The organism is Mucilaginibacter panaciglaebae (assembly GCF_039539265.1).
In the GTDB taxonomy this organism is placed as follows: domain Bacteria; phylum Bacteroidota; class Bacteroidia; order Sphingobacteriales; family Sphingobacteriaceae; genus Mucilaginibacter; species Mucilaginibacter panaciglaebae.
On sequence record NZ_BAABCV010000010.1, the window covers coordinates 102,552 to 120,527 of the forward strand.

Annotated in this window: 16 protein-coding genes; 6 read left to right on the top strand and 10 right to left on the bottom strand. The window is 43.7% G+C overall.

All coding sequences use genetic code 11. The features are described from left to right. The first annotated feature begins 75 nt into the window (after window positions 1-75). Both ABD772_RS14380 and ABD772_RS14385 read left to right on the top strand, forming a co-directional pair. Window positions 76-2,949, top strand: coding sequence for a M16 family metallopeptidase (locus ABD772_RS14380; protein ID WP_345105844.1), 2,874 nt, complete (start codon window positions 76-78; stop codon window positions 2,947-2,949). 96 nt (window positions 2,950-3,045) lie between these two features. Beyond that, window positions 3,046-5,637 carry a ligase-associated DNA damage response DEXH box helicase gene (locus tag ABD772_RS14385; RefSeq protein WP_425562836.1) on the top strand — a complete coding sequence of 864 codons (2,592 nt, stop codon included), beginning with the start codon at window positions 3,046-3,048 and terminating at the stop codon, window positions 5,635-5,637. Here ABD772_RS14385 and ABD772_RS14390 read toward each other — a convergent pair. Further along, complete coding sequence (locus ABD772_RS14390) at window positions 5,634-6,200, bottom strand: DUF922 domain-containing protein (RefSeq protein WP_345105850.1); 567 nt, start codon at window positions 6,198-6,200, stop codon at window positions 5,634-5,636. The genes ABD772_RS14385 and ABD772_RS14390 overlap by 4 nt on opposite strands. Window positions 6,201-6,281: 81 nt before the next feature. Continuing rightward, a complete protein-coding gene (locus ABD772_RS14395; protein WP_345105852.1) occupies window positions 6,282-7,220 on the bottom strand; it encodes an SPFH domain-containing protein in 939 nt (312 codons plus the stop codon). 66 nt (window positions 7,221-7,286) lie between these two features. Between ABD772_RS14395 and ABD772_RS14400 the strand changes: the two genes are divergently transcribed. Further along, window positions 7,287-7,475 carry a hypothetical protein gene (locus tag ABD772_RS14400; protein ID WP_345105855.1) on the top strand — a complete coding sequence of 63 codons (189 nt, stop codon included), beginning with the start codon at window positions 7,287-7,289 and terminating at the stop codon, window positions 7,473-7,475. 179 nt (window positions 7,476-7,654) lie between these two features. Here ABD772_RS14400 and fabD read toward each other — a convergent pair whose 3' ends face one another. From fabD to ABD772_RS14415, 3 genes are all read right to left on the bottom strand, one after another. Beyond that, the gene (gene fabD, locus ABD772_RS14405; RefSeq protein ID WP_345105858.1) at window positions 7,655-8,536 is read right to left on the bottom strand and encodes an ACP S-malonyltransferase; all 882 of its coding nucleotides are present in this window, start codon (window positions 8,534-8,536) and stop codon (window positions 7,655-7,657) included. A gap of 138 nt (window positions 8,537-8,674) precedes the next feature. After that, window positions 8,675-9,313, bottom strand: coding sequence for a GTP cyclohydrolase I FolE (gene folE / locus ABD772_RS14410; protein ID WP_345105861.1), 639 nt, complete (start codon window positions 9,311-9,313; stop codon window positions 8,675-8,677). Window positions 9,314-9,322: 9 nt separating this feature from the next. Beyond that, complete coding sequence (locus ABD772_RS14415; protein WP_345105985.1) at window positions 9,323-9,739, bottom strand: 6-pyruvoyl trahydropterin synthase family protein; 417 nt, start codon at window positions 9,737-9,739, stop codon at window positions 9,323-9,325. A 141-nt stretch (window positions 9,740-9,880) separates the two neighbouring features. Here ABD772_RS14415 and mqnB point away from each other — a divergent pair, with 141 nt between their 5' ends. Both mqnB and ABD772_RS14425 read left to right on the top strand, forming a co-directional pair. Then, window positions 9,881-10,546 (top strand): futalosine hydrolase, encoded by a 666-nt coding sequence (mqnB, locus tag ABD772_RS14420; protein WP_345105864.1) that lies wholly within the window; start codon window positions 9,881-9,883, stop codon window positions 10,544-10,546. A gap of 66 nt (window positions 10,547-10,612) precedes the next feature. Beyond that, window positions 10,613-11,461 (top strand): menaquinone biosynthesis family protein, encoded by an 849-nt coding sequence (locus ABD772_RS14425; RefSeq protein ID WP_345105869.1) that lies wholly within the window; start codon window positions 10,613-10,615, stop codon window positions 11,459-11,461. Between the two features lie 111 nt (window positions 11,462-11,572). Here the strand turns inward: ABD772_RS14425 and hflX are convergent, their stop codons facing one another. The 4 genes from hflX to pdhA all read right to left on the bottom strand — a co-directional run bounded on the left by hflX (window position 11,573) and on the right by pdhA (window position 16,656). Then, a complete protein-coding gene (hflX, locus tag ABD772_RS14430) occupies window positions 11,573-12,757 on the bottom strand; it encodes a GTPase HflX (RefSeq protein ID WP_345105871.1) in 1,185 nt (394 codons plus the stop codon). Window positions 12,758-13,102: 345 nt separating this feature from the next. Next, a complete protein-coding gene (locus tag ABD772_RS14435) occupies window positions 13,103-13,606 on the bottom strand; it encodes a GNAT family N-acetyltransferase (RefSeq protein WP_345105874.1) in 504 nt (167 codons plus the stop codon). 310 nt (window positions 13,607-13,916) lie between these two features. After that, on the bottom strand, window positions 13,917-15,551 hold the full coding sequence (locus tag ABD772_RS14440) for a 2-oxo acid dehydrogenase subunit E2 (RefSeq protein ID WP_345105877.1): 1,635 nt from the start codon (window positions 15,549-15,551) through the stop codon (window positions 13,917-13,919). A gap of 109 nt (window positions 15,552-15,660) precedes the next feature. Next, window positions 15,661-16,656 (bottom strand): pyruvate dehydrogenase (acetyl-transferring) E1 component subunit alpha, encoded by a 996-nt coding sequence (gene pdhA / locus ABD772_RS14445; protein WP_345105880.1) that lies wholly within the window; start codon window positions 16,654-16,656, stop codon window positions 15,661-15,663. Between the two features lie 391 nt (window positions 16,657-17,047). Between pdhA and ABD772_RS14450 the strand changes: the two genes are divergently transcribed. Next, the gene (locus ABD772_RS14450) at window positions 17,048-17,644 is read left to right on the top strand and encodes a C40 family peptidase (RefSeq protein WP_345105882.1); all 597 of its coding nucleotides are present in this window, start codon (window positions 17,048-17,050) and stop codon (window positions 17,642-17,644) included. A 61-nt stretch (window positions 17,645-17,705) separates the two neighbouring features. Here ABD772_RS14450 and ABD772_RS14455 read toward each other — a convergent pair whose 3' ends face one another. Further along, complete coding sequence (locus ABD772_RS14455; RefSeq protein WP_345105885.1) at window positions 17,706-17,915, bottom strand: hypothetical protein; 210 nt, start codon at window positions 17,913-17,915, stop codon at window positions 17,706-17,708. Between the last annotated feature and the right edge of the window lie 61 nt (window positions 17,916-17,976).

Below are 17,976 nucleotides of genomic sequence, written 5' to 3' on the forward strand. Positions count from 1 at the left end.
GAATAAACATTACCATAATTTTTAACTATTCTTACCGTTTTTGCATCTTAGCAGAATAATATTCCAGATCTTGAAATGAATTTTAAACATATCGTTTTTTTAGGGGCATCGGCATTGCTTTTCACTACGGGCAATGTTATTGCCCAGGTAAAGAAGAAAAGAACTCCTCCCGCAAATAAAGCTACTACAAATATCGCCGCAAAACCGGCTGCAAAGGCTGCCAATCCAAATGTATTACCGCTTGATGCAAACGTAATTGCAGGAAAATTACCTAATGGCTTAAGCTACTATATCAGAGCCAACAGCCAGCCAAAAGGTAAAGCTCAATTAATGCTGGTAACTAAAGTTGGTTCGGTTTTAGAAACTGATGCACAACGTGGTATGGCCATGTTGGTGCAACACATGGCTTTTGAAGGAACCCGCGACTTCCCCAAAAAAAATCTGGATAACTATTTAGCCAGACTGGGCGACCGTTACGGTGCCGATATCAGCGCCTTTACCTCATTTGATGAAACTACTTACCAGCTAACCGTACCAACGGACACCGCGAAAATATTTGCTGATGGATTTAATCTTTTAGCCAACTGGGCTGCACGCATCACTTTTGATCAGGCAGCATTAGACACACAGAAAGACCTAATGGCTAAACAGGCTGCTGCGGGTGGCAAAAATCCACAAGATAAATTACAACAAGCCACATTACCCGTCCTTTTAAATAACTCGCGCTATAGCAACAGGTTGCCTATGGGCACCGAGGCTACTCTAAAAAACATGGACGTAGCAGCCATCAAAAGCTTTTATGCAGATTGGTATCGGCCCGATATGCAGGCCATTGTAGCCGTGGGCGATTTCGACCCGAAAAAGGTTGAAGAAATGATCAGATTCAGCTTTGCATCATTAAGAAACCCGGCTACTGAAAAGCCACAACCTCAATTTACAGTGCCTGCGGCGCCGGGCACAGTTGTAAAACTTGCTACTGAAAAGGGTTTCCCTTATACGTTTATCCAAATGGTGTCCAAACATCCGGGGACAGTTGTTAAAACGCCTGCCGATGAAATGCAGAACATGCGCATTGCGATATTTAACCAGTTAATCAATAGTCGGATAAGCGATCTGACCAAAATACCTTCGCCGCCTATTAAATACGGCCAGGCCGGCTACGCCGAATTTATTGGCAAGCAAGATGCTTTTACAACCATCGCGTTAGCAAAATCACCGCAAGATCTGGAAACCACATTTAAAGCTGTAGTAGCTGAAACCGAGCGTATCCGTAAATTTGGGTTTACATTAACCGAGTTAGAACGCGCCAAGCAAAACATTTTGCAACAGGTTTCGGCATCTTATTCTGCTAAAGACAATTCGCTCTCTGCAAACCTTGCTACCGAATATGAGCATGCATTTATCATCAAACAGGCTATCCCTGGTATTGATTACGAGTATGATTACTACATAAATAACATTGGCAAAATATCTTTGACGGATATTAACACATTGGCTGCCAGATTAATCAGCGATCAAAACCGCGTAATTTTAATCGAGGCTGATGACAGCGAAAAAGACAAGCTCCCCACCGGGCAAACCGTATTAAAATGGGTAGCCGAAGCGGGCAACGGGCTTACCGCTTATGTAGATGATAGCGCGGTGCCATTTATGGATAAACCACCAATCCCCGGCAAAGTTATCGATATAAAAATTGACAGCACGTTGTCAGTTATTAATCTTCAACTATCCAACGGAGCTAAAGTTATCTTAAAGCCCACTACATTTGTTCCTAACCAGGTGCTGATCTCGGCTTATGCCATGGGAGGTACTTCATTGGCTCCTGATGCCGACTTCACATCGGCCAATATAGCGGCGCAGGTTATTGCCAGCAGCGGTGTTGCCTCATTTAACCAAACACAGGTCAATAAAATGATCGGCGATAAGGGCTTCGGCATCACCCCCTATATCAGCGATATTTCACAAGGTGTCTCTGGTTATGCATCAGCAGATAACTTTGGGCCGGCGATGCAGTTGCTTTACCTGTATTTTACCAATCCGCGTAAGGATGCAACGGTTTGGAAAAACTATATTGATCAGGCAAAATCAGCACTAGTAAAAAACGCAGATGATCCCGGTACCGTTTACCAGGATACGGTATTAGCTGTTTTAGGCGGATACAACGTCAGGAGCATGCCTGCAACCGCAGACAAGCTAAACGCTGCCAGCCTTGATAAAGCTTATGACTTTTATAAAGCTCGCTTTGCCGATGCCAGCAATTTTACTTTTACCATTACCGGCGATTTTACGGTGAAAGATATTATCCCGTTTGTGGCTACTTACCTGGCCAGCTTGCCGTCGACAAATAGCCACGAGACATTTAAAAATCTGAATATACATCCGCCGGCAGGGCAGATCACCAAAACTATAACTAAAGGCACAGGCGATAAATCAACCGTTCAGCTGATATTTGACGGTGCTTATGCTTATAACGATGCCAACAACCTTCAATTGGACGGATTGGAAGAAGTGCTTAATATCCGTCTGGTCGACTCATTAAAAGACGGCAATGGTATTTATTCGCCAAGCGTACGTGCAAGCTATGTTAAAATTCCGGAAGGCCGCTATAAAGTAACTATCTCATTCATGGCTGATGCGGGTAATACTGATAAAGCGATAACTTTTTTATTGGGCGAGATCAACAAACTTAAACAAAACGGCCCTACAGCTAACGAGGCCAAGCTGTTTGTAGAGCGGGAGGCACATAACATACAATCACAATACAAACAAAATGCATTCTGGCAAGCTGAATTAACGTCGGCTGCCCAAAACCAGGAAAATCCGGATAAACTTTTGTCGCGCGTACAGACTTTGGAGCACGTTAGCGCACAAACCATTAAAGATACAGCCAACAAGTATCTGAACAGTACTAATTTGATCAAGCTAATTTTAATGCCTGAGAAGAAATAAGTCATTTGATCAGCAAAATAATATTGGTCTCGCCTTTGCAGGCGGGACTTTTTATTTTCTTCACAAAAGATTTGCTATTTTGTTAGCTACATAATGATGAGCCCGGGGCAAAAAGTTATACAGGATTGGTACCAACGAAAAAACTGGCACCAGTTTCCGTTTCAGCGCGAGATGGAATCGGTTTACCTTTCCGGCTATTCAGGCTTACTTAATGCGCCCACCGGCAGCGGTAAAACTTTCGCTTTATTTCTGCCTTTCCTGGCCGATTTCATCAATAAGCACCCCGACTATCAAACAAGGCAAAACAATGGCTTGCAGATGCTTTGGATAACGCCTTTACGTGCGCTCACCAACGACATCCGCAAAGCTATGCAAGAGGTTTGCGATGACCTGCAAATCCCCTGGAAAATAGCCACACGCACCGGCGATACGTCGGCTGCCGAAAAAGCTGCACTAAAGAAAAAACTACCCGAAGTATTACTCACCACTCCCGAAAGCCTGCACCTGATGCTGGCTCAGAAAGAATATCCCAAAATTTTTCAAAGTCTGCAGGTTTTAGTAGTCGATGAATGGCATGAGCTACTGGGCACTAAGCGCGGCGTACAGGTGGAGTTGGGGGTGAGTAGGTTGAAATTCATGAGCCGGAAGTCTGAGGCCGGAAGTCAGGAGTCTAAAATCTCAAGAATAAAAGACCTAGGACTTAAAACTACAGACTTAAGACTTAAAATATGGGGTATCAGCGCAACCATCGGCAACCTGGAACAAGCCGCAGAAGTACTATTAGGTAATGATTTTCCACCAGAGCAGGTTAAAATGGTGCGTGCCAATGTGGACAAAAAGTTGGATATCCAATCCATTATACCAGAGAACATCGAAAACTATTCGTGGGCAGGGCATATAGGATTGAAACTTTTGCCGCAGGTAATGGAGATTGTAGCCAAAAGCAAAACCACACTCATATTCACCAACACCCGCTCACAGTCAGAGATCTGGTATCACGCTATTTTAGATAATTACCCGGAATATGCAGGCGTAATGGCTATGCATCACGGATCGCTGGACAATGATTTGAGAAACTGGGTGGAGCAAGCCTTGCACGCCGAGGCCCTAAAAGTTGTAGTTTGTACATCAAGCCTGGACCTGGGCGTGGATTTTCGCCCTGTAGATACCGTTGTGCAAGTGGGCAGTCCTAAGGGTGTAGCGCGTTTCATGCAGCGGGCCGGTCGAAGCGGCCACCATCCCGGAGCGGTCTCTAAAGCCTATTTTGTACCGACACATTCTTTGGAATTACTGGAAGGTGCGGCACTCAAAGAAGCCATAAAACGCAAAATATTTGAAAGCCGCGATCCGCTTTTATTGGCAATGGATGTGCTAATACAGTACATGGTTACATTGGCGGTTTCTGAAGGTTTCCGTGCAGATGAGCTTTTTGACGAAGTAAAGACAACCTACGCTTTTGCCGATATGAGTCGCAGTGAGTTTAACCAATTGCTGGATTTTATTACTCACGGCGGGAAAACACTGGCGCAGTATGATGAATTTTTAAAGGTCGAGATCGAGAACGGAGTATATAAAGTTTTCAACCGGCGCGTGGCCATGCGACATCGTTTAAGCATTGGTACAATTACCAGCGATATGAGCATCCGCATAAAGTGGCTCAGCGGAGGCAGCCTTGGGACGGTTGAGGAGTCTTTTATCTCTAAGCTAAAACCGGGCAACACCTTTTGGTTTGCAGGCCGTAGCCTGGAGTTTGTACGTATAAAGGAGATGACCGCTTATGTCAAAAAATCAAACGCTAACAAAGGAATGATACCCAGTTGGAACGGTGGGCGCATGCCGCTGTCATCGCAACTGGCGGCAGTATTCAGAGACAAACTGGATGAAGTAGCCCATGGCATCGAAAAGGATATTGAGGTTAAAGCGTTAAAACCCCTGTTTAATTTGCAGCAGGAACTATCGCACCTGCCCCAAAGCCATGAGTTTTTGATCGAGTCGTTTAAATCGCGAGAGGGGCATCACTTGTTATTTTATCCATTTGAGGGCCGGTTGGTGCATGAGGGGATGGGATCTTTGCTGGCCTATCGCATAGCACGCATAAGGCCAACCAGTTTCTCTATTGCTATGAACGATTATGGTTTTGAATTGCTAACCGATGATGACGTACCGATTGAAGAAGTTTTAGAAGATGCCGATTTTTTCTCGATAGATAATTTACTTGACGATATTCAGCACAGTTTGAATGCTAATGAAATGGCCCGTCGCCGTTTTAGAGACATTGCTCATATTGGCGGACTCGTATTTACAGGTTTTCCCGGTCAACAGGTTAAAAACAAACATTTACAGGCATCGTCGTCGTTATTGTTTGATGTATTCAGCGAGTATGAACCCGATAACCTGTTGGTACGTCAGGCTTATAATGAAGCATTAGCTTTTCAGCTCGAAGAATTCAGGCTACGCGCTGCTTTGCAACGCATTCAAACACAAAACATCATCTTGAAAACTGTTGATCGCCCTACCCCGTTTGCCTTCCCCATAATGGTAGACAGCCTGGGCCGCGAACGATTTACGACTGAGAGCCTGGAAGACCGAATAGCCAAAATGGCCCGTCAGTATGGTGCCGAGGGTGTCGGCGTTACTGAGAGTAAAAAGGCGCGAAAACCAGGAGTGACGCGCAAAAAGGGATTTTAATAACCCGCTTTTGCAATTGGCGGCGCATACATTATCCGGCGCTGAAAATATACATCCCAACTGTGCTGCTGTTTGTCGTCAAGCATATGGCGGGTATCTATATCGTAATTTTGGTTAAGCAGGTCGTATTTTGCATGTATGCGGTCAAATAGTGCACTTGCCTCGGCGCGGTAGTTTTCGCTAAAGCGCAGCCGACTGGCTTCACGCAAAATTTCCTGCTGCTCTAAGCAAGATATATTGTAATGCCCCTGCTCGTGGTTAAGCACACGTCGCAACATGGCTTGCGTAGTAACCCGACGAAAATCAATCCATGATCTATCCGGGCGCATCAATACCCTTACATCAAAAGTAAGTTGGTAAGCCCCGTTCCGGATACCGGCAAGATAATACTTAAAATCAATAGTGCATTTAGTGTGAGCGACAGTATTGTCGCCGGTGTTCTGGGGCGCTCCCCTGAAATCGTTAACCGTTAATTGCCTGTAGCTTGATTGGGCGAGGGCTAAATCAGTTACACACAGGGTGATGCCTAAAGCGCAGATCGCCCTCACGAAAATCAATCTCATTAAATTAATAGTTTAAATATTTGCCCCTTTGGACTACGCCAAAACGCAAAGGTTTATTCTATTAACTTAACGAGCTATTATTTATTTTTTAGTCTTTTCTGCCTGTAAAACGCTGAGACTCATCATCTCCTTCATGGTTTTTTGCATCGAGTCGGTCGAGCCATCCAGGAAAATCACGTTACCTTTAGAGTTTTCTGCAAAATGCTTAATGGATTCGGTCCACATGGTAAATAAGATTACTGAAGTATCCATATGTGCAGTCTCCATTTCTTTTGCAGCTACTGTCATACCCTTAGCTACTTCCTGGCGGAACAGCGCCACACCCTGACCACGAAGCTGCGATGCCTGACGCTCGGCCTCAGCTGATATTTTGATAGCATTTCCCTCAGCCTCGGCAGCTTTGGTTTTGGTAATCAACAGCGCCTGGCCTTCGTTTTCCGCGGCGGCTTTCAGGTTATTTGAAGCCACTACCTGGCTCATTGATTTCATGATCACCTCATCAAATGTGATGTCGTTCAGTTGCAGATCCTGCAGGTGATAGCCCCACGTTTCCAGTATCTGGTCAAGCTGTTCTTTTACATGCTCTACAATATCACGCCTTAATATTAATACTTCCGACTGGCGCTTAGTAGCTACAAATGCACGAATAGAACCTTCAACCGTACGGATCAGCGCCTGCATCAGGTTACGTTCGTCCACAAACTTAAAGGCTACATTTTTAATGGTTTCCTCCTGCTGATCTAACACCGAAAACAACAGCATCGCCTTAAAATAAACATTGGCCTGGTCAAACGTTACCGCCTGGAATTCCAGTTCGACCGAACGATTCTGAATAGATATTTTTGAATAAATGGATTCAATGAGCGGCACTTTAAAATTTAAGCCCGGGGTTAATATGCGGCGATATTTGCCAAAGACCGTAATTACGGCTATAGTACCTTGTTTAACAGTTACAAACGACGAGAAAACAATAATGATTAAAATAAAAACAACAAATAATGAAACTATTTGGCTTGTCATGACTTTTAGATTTAGTTGAAAATAAATATAGTGTTATTTATTACTTGTTTAAAAATAAACGAAGCAATGAACGTAAAAAGAACTTTTGGCACCATCCTCACTATTTTGGGCATTATTGGCCTTATTTATACCGGCGTTAGCATTATCCAGCGCAGCGGTGATTTCACGAATCTGACAGTGATAGGTATAATCGCAATTATATTCTTTTTCACTGGTATAAGCCTGGTTCGTAACACCAAAGACGAAGCCGCATAATAGACTAAGCTGCTATCTGTTTGTTACAACAACAAAACATTATTTGCAGATTAAGCGATGCCACAGAGAATTAAGCGTCTTTGGAGAGTATGTACTAAAAATCCCGCCTGCACTTAGGCGGGATTTCACGATAACGCAGTTAACTGCATAATCCCTTTTTCCTAATTTAAACTAAGTAATTATACCAACGACGCACTCGCTGTAGGCATAGCGCGGTCAACCTTCTTAACCAGCCCCTGCAACACATTGCCTGGTCCAACTTCGGTAAATGAGGTAGCGCCGTCTTCAATCATGTGTATAACGGTCTGCGTCCATCTAACCGGGCCGGTAAGCTGGGCAATTAAGTTATGTTTAATTTGCTCAGGGTCTGTATGCGGCCGTGCATCTATGTTTTGATAGATAGGGCATACCGGCTTATTGATGTTAGTATGTACAATAGCATGCTCTAATTCAACCCGTGCAGCTTCCATTAACGGCGAATGGAACGCACCGCCTACATTTAATTTTAAAGCTCTTTTAGCACCGGCTTCGGTCATCATTTCGCATGCTTTGTCGATGCCTGATATCGTGCCCGATATAACCAGTTGACCCGGGCAGTTATAATTTGCCGGAACCACTACGTCACTAATGCGCTGGCAGATGTCCTCCACAGTAAAATCATCCAGGCCTAAAATAGCGGCCATAGTTGAAGGCTGTATCTCGCAGGCTTTTTGCATAGCATTGGCGCGTGCCGCTACTAAACGTAAACCATCCTCGAATGACAAAGCACCTGCAGCCGTCAAAGCGGAAAATTCGCCTAGTGAGTGACCTGCTGCCATAGCCGGCTTAAAGTCTGTCAATGTTTTAGCCAATACTACTGAGTGTAAAAATATAGCAGGCTGTGTAACGCGGGTTTGCTTTAAATCCTCATCGGTACCATTAAACATTATGTCGGTAATACGGAAGCCTAAAATATCGTTGGCTTGTTCAAATAGTTGGCGGGCCTGTTCAGATTGCTCATAAAGGTCTTTACCCATACCTACAAACTGCGCGCCTTGTCCTGGAAAAATGTATGCTTTCATATGTGGTGACTAGTGATTGGTTGATTAGAGATTAGTTGGTTTTCAAATCTGGTAATCGATCAGTGATTAGTTAATAACATTATTGAAAAGGTATTGTGTGAATTAAAGCCCAATCTCTAATTAGCTAATTTTCGATCACTAACTTAATTTTTGCGAAATTAAGTTAAGGAACTCTGCCCTTGTTTTCTCCTGGAAGAATCCGCCGGAGAAGGCTGAGGTAGTAGTAACCGAATTTTGTTTTTGCACGCCGCGCATGCACATGCACAGGTGGCGGCACTCAATAACCACGCCCACGCCAACAGGCTGCAACGCTTCCTGGATACAATCGCGTATTTCATTGGTTAAACGCTCTTGAACCTGTAAACGGCGCGAGTAAGCGTCGACCACACGTGGTATTTTACTTAAACCTACCACATATCCGTTAGGAATATAGGCAATATGCGCCTTGCCAAAAAACGGCAGCATGTGATGCTCGCACATGGAGTATACTTCAATGTCCTTAACCACTACCATCTGGCTATACTCCTCTTTAAACAGGGCAGAGTTTAATATCTTTTTAGGATCGACATCATACCCGTGGGTTAAATATAACATGGCCTTAGCTACACGCTCAGGTGTTTTTAATAACCCTTCGCGCCCGGGATGTTCGCCTAATTGCGTTAAAATCTCTTTGTAGTGTACTGACAGGCTTTGTATCAGTTCAGGGTTATAACGGTCAATTTTTTCGTAGCCGTTAATGTCATCATCCCTGTCGGGGATATTGCTATCTTCAATCATGATATGGGGTTATTCGCCAAAATATTCTGCCGAGTTATTTTCGGTCTCAAATAATCTTACAGAATGTAAAAATACACCTGCATGAGCTTCGATGGGGGCTTTTAGTTGTCTGAATATCTCAATGCAAAGCAATTCGGTCGATGCCATTTTGCCCTTCATGAAATCAACATCCAGGTTAATATTCCTATGGTCAAGCTTCTCGATAACGTAGTCGTTAATGATAGTCTTAAGCTCTTTCAAGTCTATTAAATAACCTGTCTGAGCGGTAACATCTCCTTTAACAGTTACAAACAAATTATAGTTGTGACCATGCCAGTTTGGGTTGGCGCATTTGCCAAATACCTCAATATTTTTTTCAGCGCTCCATTCATCGCGGTACATGCGGTGTGCAGCGTTAAAATGTTCTTTGCGCGTTATATGTATCATCATAATAATTACGATGGCAAATATACAAAAGTTTAGTTAGGCTATTTAATTGCGGCATACGGTTTGCCCTTATCATGACAATTACATTACGATGATAATACGCCAGATAATTTTTTAGTTATATTAGCATAAAAAGCCACAATGCGCATACTAATTGTTGTTGCCACCCAACCCGAGGTTGAGCCTTTAATGCAAGCCCTGGGTATGCAGAAATCAGACGAGGCCGATAATCTCTTTATGCCCAGGCATACATCGGTAGCTAACTGCTCGGTGCTGGTTACAGGCGCAGGTATGGTGCCTACGGCATTTGCCTTAGGCAGGCATTTGCCGCATAACGTATATAACCTGGTAATTAACCTGGGTATAGGCGGCAGCTTTGATCGTAATATCCAATTGGGCGATGTGGTAGAGATTACCAAAGACACCTTTGCGGAACTGGGTGCTGAAGATGATACCCGTTTCATTAACATAGAACAATTAGGCTTAGGCGCAAGCATTTTCAATCCCACCAGCAGCCTCGGACATTTTACTCAAAAGATAGCGCTGCCAAAAGTATCGTCTATTACGGTTAATACTGTGCACGGCAATGAAGGAACCATAGCCGGAGTTATTGATCGGGTTAACCCGCAATTGGAGAGCATGGAGGGCGCAGCATTCTTCTATGCCTGCCGCGAGCTGAAGGTGCCTTGCGTGCAAATCAGGGCAGTGTCAAATTATGTAGAAAAACGCAATCGCGATAACTGGAAGATAGGGCTTGCTGTTAAAAATCTGAATACATTTGCGCTGGAATTGATCAGACAGCTTTAATAATACATGAGCGAATTAGTGAATGTCGCAGCTATCCTGATTAATTAATCTCTAACCTCTGATACCATGAAACTGACACTTGGCTTTTCGCCATGCCCCAATGATACCTTTATTTTTGACGCGCTGATACATCATAAAATAGACACCGAAGGCCTGGACTTTGAGGTGTTTTATGATGATGTTGAAACGCTTAACCAAAAAGCCTTTCGCCGCGAACTGGATATCACCAAACTAAGCTACCACGCTTTTGCTTATGTTGTAGATAATTATGTGTTGCTGGATGCCGGCAGCGCGCTGGGTTTTGGAGTGGGGCCGATGCTGATCTGTAAAGGTGATCCTGAAGCGCTTTACCCCAAACTTAAAACTCAGGGCTCAGAATTTAAAATAGGCATCCCCGGGAAATATACTACTGCAAACTTCCTGTTAGGACTGGCATTCCCCCAAGCTACCAGTAAAGTTGAGCTGGTATTTTCTGACATTGAAAATGCCGTTTTAGAAGGTCGCGTTGATGCCGGATTGATCATCCACGAAAATCGTTTTACTTACCAGGACAAAGGCCTTAATAAGATCATTGATTTGGGCGATTACTGGGAGAAGGAAACCGGCTGCGCTATCCCGTTAGGCGGCATCGTGGCTAATCGTAATTTACCTGAGGATGTTCAGCATAAAATTAATCGTGTATTGCGAAAATCGGTGGAGTTTGCATTTGCTAATCCAAAATCAGGATTGGATTTTATCCGCCAGCATGCGCAGGAAATGAGTGAAGAAGTAATGTATAAACACATTGAGCTTTACGTGAACAAGTACTCTGTCGATTTAGGTGGGGAAGGTCGCAAGGCTATTCAATTACTGTTTGATACCGCGTTGGAGAAAGGCATTATTCCGGCGATAGAGAAGAATATCTTTTTGACATAATACCCTTTTTTGTCATTCTTGCTATACTCAGAATGGCAAATTATAAATAGCAAAGGGTGAAGCATACCCCCACCCTTTGCTATAACATTCCTGCCCTTTAGGATTGGAGCATTAATACAGCAAATGATCATACGGATACCTGTCCATATGTATATCTTTTACATATTGATAGAGCATCGACCTGAACTCTTCTATATTTTCCTTTTTGGTGGCTGATATAAATATTGCCGGACTATTATTTTTGGCCATCCAACTATGTTTAAAATCCTCCAGCGTTACCGGTTCCACCTCTTCGTCAGGGTGCATTTGCATGGGTTTGAAAGCGTCTATCTTGTTAAATACCGTAATAGTCTGCTTATCGCTTGCGCCCAGATCCTTTAACGTTTCATTTACCGCCCGGATATGGTCTTCAAAACTTGGATGTGAAACGTCTACCACATGTACCAGCAGGTCCGCCTCACGCACTTCGTCAAGGGTCGATTTAAAACACTCAACCAGGTCATGGGGTAATTTGCGGATGAACCCTACCGTGTCGGATAGTAAGAATGGCACATTATCTATTACCACCTTACGCACGGTTGTGTCCAGCGTAGCAAACAATTTGTTCTCTGCAAACACGTCCGACTTGGAGATCATATTCATAATGGTCGACTTACCCACGTTGGTATATCCCACCAGCGCTACACGTACCATTTGAGTACGGTTTTTACGCTGGGTTTCGTTTTGGCGGTCAATTAATTTCAAGCGGTCCTTCAATAATGAGATCTTATTCAAAATCAAACGACGGTCAGTCTCAATCTGCGATTCACCCGGCCCACGCATCCCTATGCCACCTTTCTGGCGCTCCAAGTGTGTCCACATACGGGTTAATCGCGGCAGCAGGTATTGCAGCTGCGCCAGCTCTACCTGGGTTTTGGCTTGTGCCGTTTGGGCCCTGTTAGCAAAAATGTCCAGAATAAGGTTGTTGCGGTCTAGTATCTTTACCTGCAGCTCGTTCTCAATGTTACGTAACTGTGATGGACTCAACTCGTCGTCAAAAACTACCATGTCTATCTCTTCTTCCTTCACATATACTTTGATATCCTCCAAACGCCCCGAGCCTACGAAAGTAGCACGATCAGGCTTGGCCAGTTTTTGAGTGAAGATCTTTTCGGTTTTTGCACCGGCGGTTTCCACCAGGAATTGTAGTTCTTCTAAGTATTCTTTTGCGCGCTCGTCGTTCTCGTTAGCGGTAATAACACCAACCAGCACTGCACGCTCCTGCTTTACAGCAGTATCATAAATTTTTTGTCTCATTAATATTAATTAATCAATCAATCAGAATGCCAAGTTACAAAAAGCCATCGTTATGGATAAGCCTGTTTTGTAACGGTTAATTATTCTCTAAAATGGATCGGTTTGTCTGTTGATATACAAACAATGCGGTTAATCACATGATACGCGATGTGTTATGAATTTGAAAGTGATTCTTGTTAATGATACGCGTCTGTTAAGACGTGGATTGATCGTCCGGCTATTTTACAGCTGGTATTAAGTTTATCTCAATCTTGCTAAATCACATAATGGTTGATATTCGAGCTACAAAGATATGAATTTTCAGAATGTTTATTTTCCCCTTGCTGTCACAAACCGGTCAGTTTATCAGAGCAATAGTTCTAAAAACAATAAGTCCAACCATTTGCCAAACTTAAATCCCACCTCTTTAAAATGCGCAACTTGCGTAAAGCCGAATGCCAGGTGTAATTTAAGGCTCACGTCGTTATGACTATCTATGCCCGCAATAAGTGCATGATAGCCCCCGCTCCTGGCCAACGCTATCAGCTCTTTTAATAACAGCTTGCTAATACCTCTGCCCCGGTGGTCTTTATGCACATAAACCGAATGCTCTGCGGTATAACGATAACATGGCCAGACCCTGAAATGCCCGTAACTGCCAAAGCCAACTATATGTTCATTTTGCAGAGCGACGATTACCGGGAACCCGGCCGTTTTTCGCTCATTGAACCAGGTTTGTCGCATAGCAAGGGTATGCGGTTCTTCGCTGTAAACAGAAGTGGTGTTTAAAATCACTTCGTTGTATATTTCGAGCACGTCAGGCAGGTCGGCGGCGGTTGCTTCGCGGATAGTTATTGCTGATGACTCCATGATTGAAATAAAATTCAATTTACAAAATCTATAACATAAACAAAAAGAGCGGTAAGTCGCTTATCACAGGATGATGTTAGGGTCAATGATTGATCATAAGGTGAGGTATTCAAATCCCACAAGAACATCTCAAAGGCATAGAACAAGGTGAGCAAGACATCAAAAGGAGATTTAACATTGAAATAAAATCCATCTGCCACCAAAAAGAAAACATCAGCCGCTAATAAGCTCAAAACAAAAAGCGATGGGTTTGAAACCCATCGCTTTTTGCATCAACTCTTGAAATCTTGTCTCTTGATTCTTGACGCTATCAGATCAGCAGCCTTACCGGCTCTTCCAATAATTGTTTCAAGCTTTGCAAAAAGGCGGCGGCACTTGCACCGTCAACCACACGGTGGTCGGCGCTTAGCGTCACCTTCATGATGTTGCCCGGAACAACGGCACCATTTTTAACAACCGGTATAGCCTGGATACCGCTAACTGCAAGGATACAGGCATTTGGTGTGTTTATGATAGCCGTAAACTCGTCGACACCAAACATGCCTAAGTTTGATATGGTAAATGTGGAGCCTTCCATTTCGTTAGGCTGCAGTTTTTTAGCTTTTGATTTCTGCGCAAACTCTTTAACCTCCACCGAGATATGGCTTAGTGATTTACCATCGGCAAATTTAACTACCGGAACTAACAGACCTTCGTCGACAGCAACGGCAACACCAACATGTACGTGCTCATTGGTACGAATTTTATCGCCCAGGAATGATGAGTTAATAGCCGGATGCTGCCTTAAAGCGATAGCAACAGCTTTAACTACAAAGTCGTTGAATGATATTTTAACCGGGGCAATCTCATTGATCTTGTTACGTGATGCAATGGCCTGATCCATATCAATAGACATGGTCACATAGAAATGCGGAGCTGTAAACAAGCTGTCAGATAAACGTCTTGAAATAGCCTTACGCATTTGTGTAACCGGTCTTTCGGTAAATTTCTCTTCGCCGGTAAAGGTTGGCAGCACAATTGGTGCAGCAGCTTTCGCCGGAGTACCGCCTTGTGCAGGGGTACTTTCAGAAGGCGCGGCAGGAGCAGCAGCACCGGGTTTAAAGTCTTCAATATCTTTTTTAACAATACGGCCACCTTCGGCAGTACCCTTAACAGCATTGATATCGATGCCTTTTTCTTTAGCTATTTTGCGGGCCAGCGGCGACGCTTTTACGCGGCCGTCACTATGCGCTACTTCTTTTTCTTCGGCACCCTGAGCTGATGCTGCAGCAGGTGCACTTTCAGTGGCCGGTGAGGCCGCTGGTACAGCGTCACTACCATTATCCTGCAACAACGGGGTGATATCTGTGCCTTCTTTACCTACAATGGCAATGATGCCATGTACCGGTGCAGCCTCGCCCTCTTTAGGGCCTATATATAATAAAGTACCTTCTTCATAACCTACAACCTCCATGGTAGCTTTGTCAGTTTCAACGTCGGCCAATGAGTCGTCAGATTTTACTTTATCACCTACTTTAAAATTCCATTTGTTGATCACGCCTTCGGTCATGGTGTCACTCAGGGCCGGCATGCGGATAACCGTTGCCGGAATGCTTGAGGTGTCAACTTTAGCGGCAGGTGCTTTATCAGCAACCGGAGCAGCAGGCTTTTCTTCAGCAGCCGCAGCCGGAGCGGCGGCACCATCTAAAGCGGCTTTATAGTCTTCGCCTTCTTTACCTAAAACGGCAATAACAGCGTCAACAGGGGCAGCTTTACCCTCCTCTATACCGATATATAGCAAAACGCCATCCTGGTAAGATTCAAAATCCATGGTGGCTTTATCGGTTTCGATCTCGGCCAATACATCGCCCGATTTCACCTTGTCACCAACTTTTTTATGCCATTTAGCAACAACACCTTCAGTCATGGTGTCACTCATCTTAGGCATTTTAACTACTTCGGCCATATTTATAGGATGAATAGAATTATTAATTTTTATTAAGTCTTTAGTCTGAAATCATGAGCCTTAAGTCATTATGGTCACGAAACGACTTAACACACCGCACTACAAAAAACTAGTCCCTGATGTATGGGTAATCTTTTTGCACATATACATCAGTATAAAGTTCTGATGCTTCCGGCCATGGCGACTCCTCAGCAAATTTTACTGACCCCTCAACCTCGGCTTTGATTTTGGCTTCGATCTCTTCAAACCATTGCTCATCGGCATAACCATTTTTTTCGATGGCAGCTTTTACTGTCTCAATAGGGTCTTTAGCTTTGTAGCTTTCCAACTCTTCTTTAGTGCGATATTTTTGAGGATCGGACATGGAGTGACCTTTGTACCGGTAGGTGCGCATTTCCAGGAAGGTTGGCCCCTCGCCGTTACGTGCACGTTGTACGGCTTCGTCCATTGCGTTATGTACCGCAACAGGGTCCATGCCATCAACCGGCGATGAAGGGATACCATAAGGTAAGCCTAATTTATAAATGTCTGTTTGTATAGTAGTACGGGCAACCGAAGTACCCATAGCATAGCCATTGTTTTCGCAGATAAAGATTACCGGCAATTTCCACAATGCGGCCATATTGAAAGTTTCATTTAAAGCACCCTGGCGTACAGCACCGTCGCCCATATAAGTAACGTTAACAAACTCTGTACCTTTAAATTTCTCAGCAAATGCAACGCCGGCACCCAATGGGATCTGCCCGCCTACAATACCGTGGCCACCGTAAAAGTGATGCTCTTTGCTAAACATGTGCATTGAGCCGCCCTTACCCTTTGAGCAACCTGTAGCCTTACCATAAAGCTCTGCCATGATGGCGTTTGTGCTTACACCTTTCGCAATAGCATGCGCGTGATCGCGGTAAGCGGTGATCAGGCTGTCCTCTTTTTTCAGTACCGACATCGCGCCGGCCAACACTGCTTCCTGGCCGATGTACAAGTGACAAAAGCCCCTTATTTTTTGCTGTCCATATAGCTGCCCTGCTTTCTCCTCGAATTTACGCATCAAAAGCATAGACTCGTACCACATTAAGTAGGTGTCTTTATTTATTTCGATTGAACTCATTTGTTAAACAATCTATATTTAGATGTAGAATGCGCAAATCTAATTATATCTTCCAAATTATCGAAACCCCAACGTATTTGTTGCGAAGTTTTATGAAGAAACATCAACCCGCAGGAGTCTGACTTACATTTGCATGCTAACAACAGAGGCCTAGCCGTCACGGTTTCACATAAAATTATAAAACGATGACATTGGCTGGCCGTTCGGTGGCAGCCGACATTCTATTTTTATGTTTAGCTTATTGACAATTGTGGAAAAATTAAAAATGTTAATAAAATGAATGTTTTATTTGCCTTTTTGGAAAAAATGGATAGTTTTGTAGGCAACCTAATCGAAAGTGTGTAACAAAGTGGACGGCTTGTCCGTAAAAGAGAACGAAACTAGCGATTAAATGAAAAAAACAGTACTGGCCATTGCCCTATTTTTCAGTGTATTAGCGACTCAGGCTCAAACAAAAAGTGTTCCAACCCCAACACCTGACAAGTCTGACGACCAGGAAAGTTTAGCAAAAGATTATCTTTCTCAAATCATGCATGTTGCGGTTTCAGCAACATCAAACATGAAACTTTTTGATTTTGTATATGAGTGGATCGGTACTCCGTACCGTTTTGGCGGCGGGACTAAAAAGGGCATTGATTGCTCAGGTTTCACCAAACAGCTATATAGCCAGGTATTTAATGTAGATATCAAACGTAACTCGCGCGATATCTTTAGCATGGTTAGCCCCGTTAAAAAAGATGAATTAAAAGAAGGCGATTTGGTTTTCTTTAAAATCCATAGCCGCAGCATTTCGCATGTGGGCATTTATTTAGGTAATAACCGTTTTGCACATGCGTCGTCAAAAGGCGTAGCGGTAAGTAGTTTAGATGATGATTACTACAGCCGTTATTTTTATAAAGGCGGCCGGGTACTGTCAGCCTTCAGAAAAGAATTGTTAGGGTCTGGCAGCGAAAATGAAACCATGGGAGACGAAAACCCCGGCGAATAATTACAACTGATATTAAATAGATATATATCCTTTCGTCGGTTGACGAGGGGATTTTTTTTGCCTAATACTCGTCAGGGTGTTTCTTGTAGAGTTGGCCAATGCCAATAAAAGTTATCGCCAGAGAAAACAACAAAATGCCTGCTGCAGCCTTTTTATTCATGCCGTCGGTAAACTGGCACATAGCAGCATAGATCAAACCTGCCACTCCAATCAACGTTAATATAGTACCTATCAACTGTGATTTGGTGTTAGCTTTAGATTTTGTTCCCATTTAAGATTTTCAATAAACAATTGATTTGCCAAACATTTCCTGCAAAATCCGCAATCATTTG

Coding starts and splice junctions, on each gene's coding strand:
- ABD772_RS14385 (WP_425562836.1), top strand. CDS start 3,046: ATGAGCCCGGGGCAAAAAGTTATACAGGATTGGTACCAACGAAAAAAC.
- ABD772_RS14440 (WP_345105877.1), bottom strand. CDS start 15,551: ATGGCCGAAGTAGTTAAAATGCCTAAGATGAGTGACACCATGACTGAA.
- pdhA (WP_345105880.1), bottom strand. CDS start 16,656: ATGAGTTCAATCGAAATAAATAAAGACACCTACTTAATGTGGTACGAG.
- ABD772_RS14400 (WP_345105855.1), top strand. CDS start 7,287: ATGAACGTAAAAAGAACTTTTGGCACCATCCTCACTATTTTGGGCATT.
- ABD772_RS14450 (WP_345105882.1), top strand. CDS start 17,048: ATGAAAAAAACAGTACTGGCCATTGCCCTATTTTTCAGTGTATTAGCG.
- fabD (WP_345105858.1), bottom strand. CDS start 8,536: ATGAAAGCATACATTTTTCCAGGACAAGGCGCGCAGTTTGTAGGTATG.
- mqnB (WP_345105864.1), top strand. CDS start 9,881: ATGCGCATACTAATTGTTGTTGCCACCCAACCCGAGGTTGAGCCTTTA.
- ABD772_RS14390 (WP_345105850.1), bottom strand. CDS start 6,200: ATGAGATTGATTTTCGTGAGGGCGATCTGCGCTTTAGGCATCACCCTG.
- folE (WP_345105861.1), bottom strand. CDS start 9,313: ATGATTGAAGATAGCAATATCCCCGACAGGGATGATGACATTAACGGC.
- ABD772_RS14415 (WP_345105985.1), bottom strand. CDS start 9,739: ATGATACATATAACGCGCAAAGAACATTTTAACGCTGCACACCGCATG.
- ABD772_RS14435 (WP_345105874.1), bottom strand. CDS start 13,606: ATGGAGTCATCAGCAATAACTATCCGCGAAGCAACCGCCGCCGACCTG.
- ABD772_RS14425 (WP_345105869.1), top strand. CDS start 10,613: ATGAAACTGACACTTGGCTTTTCGCCATGCCCCAATGATACCTTTATT.
- ABD772_RS14455 (WP_345105885.1), bottom strand. CDS start 17,915: ATGGGAACAAAATCTAAAGCTAACACCAAATCACAGTTGATAGGTACT.
- ABD772_RS14395 (WP_345105852.1), bottom strand. CDS start 7,220: ATGACAAGCCAAATAGTTTCATTATTTGTTGTTTTTATTTTAATCATT.
- ABD772_RS14380 (WP_345105844.1), top strand. CDS start 76: ATGAATTTTAAACATATCGTTTTTTTAGGGGCATCGGCATTGCTTTTC.
- hflX (WP_345105871.1), bottom strand. CDS start 12,757: ATGAGACAAAAAATTTATGATACTGCTGTAAAGCAGGAGCGTGCAGTG.